Below are 1,715 nucleotides of genomic sequence, written 5' to 3'. Positions count from 1 at the left end.
CCTGCAAGCTCATTGATGTGAAGCCCTACATCTTTAGATCCTGTGAAACTGATAAAACGAGTAAGAGGGTGTCCTGTTATAAAGTCGCCCATGACGGAGGAATCCCCTGGTATGAAATTAATCACTCCACTCGGCAGACCGGCTTCCTCTGCTAGTTCAACAAATTTATAGGCAATAACCGGTGTTAAGGACGCTGGCTTTACTAGAGTAGTATTACCTGTAACTACAGCCGATGCAGTTAAACCAACACAAATTGCTAAAGGAAAATTCCAAGGAGGAACGATAAAACCTACACCTAACGGAATATATGTTAACTTATTTCTTTCATCAGGAAGACTTTTCAAGTAATGAGTATCTTCATTCAGTTGAATCATTGATCTCGCGTAAAAATCTAAGAAATCAATGGCTTCCGAAACTTCCCCATCCGCCTCTTCATAGTTCTTTCCTGCTTCAATAATTAATATAGCTGATAATTCATGGCGTCGTTCTCTCATTAAATCTGCTATTTTGAACAAATATGAAGCTCGTTTTTCTGGCTTTACTAGTTTCCAAGTTTCAAACGTTTCCGTAGCCGTGTGTAAAGCTTTTTCAGCCATCTCACGATCTATTTTACTCATGGTCCCAACAATTTCTTCGTTCTTTCCTGGATTAATAGAAGTGATTTTATCTTCTGTGTAAATTTTTTCTCCTCCAATAATCACAGGATATTCTTTTCCTAAATTACCTCTAGCCGCCGAGATGGCTTCTTTTAACGCCTTTACCTCACCGTCTAGTGAAAAGTCCGTATTGGGTTCGTTCTTGAACGTATCTAACTTTAAATATTGAAGAGTTTTAGTCATTTTTAGTTCCCCCTGTTGGTTTATTTAAATGTATTTTTTAATACAAATGTCACATTCTCAGGTCGTTCTGCGAGCCTTCTCATAAAATAGCCAAACCAGTCAACTCCGTACGGTACATACACACGTACTTTATATCCATTCTCAGTTAACAGCTTTTGCAAGTCAGAACGAATCCCATATAACATTTGAAACTCAAACTGATCCCTTGAAATATGATTGTGTTCAGTAAATCCGATCATTTCATTAATCACCGCATCATCATGAGTAGCAATTCCGGTATAGTTCCCATTTTTTAAATGCGTTTTAATGATCGTTTCAAAATTCTTATCCACATCACTTTTCTTAGGAAAAGCTACTTCAGGCGACTCTTTATAAGCTCCTTTTACTAAGCGTAAATTTGCGTTATAATGGTTTAAATCATCGATATCCTGTTCGGTTCTATAGAGGTACGCTTGGATAACCGTCCCTACATTTTCGTATTCTTCTCTTAATTCTTTATAAATGTCTAAAGTTAATTGACAATGTGAGTAATCTTCCATTTCAATTCTTACAAAATTCCCGTACTCTTTTGCTTTTTCTAAAATTTTTCTTAAATTTTGAACACAAATTTCTCTGCTTACATCTAAGCCTAAGGAACTGGATTTAACTGTTAAATTACTTTTAATGCCTGTGTCATAAATACTATCTAGGGTGAGTAAACAATTCCGAGTAGCTTCAGAGGCTTCCTCCTCTGTATGAACATATTCGCCTAAATAATTGAGCATCGCGACCATGCCAGCGTCGTTAATTTTTCGAACACAATCTATAGCGTGCAAAATGGAGTCTCCTGCCACGAAACGTTTCGCTCCCATTTTTAACCCATATTTTTGGGCCATT

General features: G+C 37.0%; 2 protein-coding genes. Both read right to left on the bottom strand.

Annotated features, from left to right (window positions below):
* The coding region (locus CEF18_RS23780; protein ID WP_190238717.1) for an aldehyde dehydrogenase family protein at positions 1-839 on the bottom strand (839 nt) is incomplete at its 3' end.
* Between the two features lie 20 nt (positions 840-859).
* Positions 860-1,715, bottom strand: an 856-nt coding sequence (locus CEF18_RS23775; protein WP_110939242.1) for a proline dehydrogenase family protein, incomplete at its 5' end; no start/stop codon positions are given.

Source organism: Salipaludibacillus neizhouensis (genome assembly GCF_002886185.1).
GTDB lineage: Bacteria > Bacillota > Bacilli > Bacillales > Salisediminibacteriaceae > Salipaludibacillus > Salipaludibacillus neizhouensis.
This window is presented reverse-complemented; position numbering and strand designations above follow the sequence as displayed.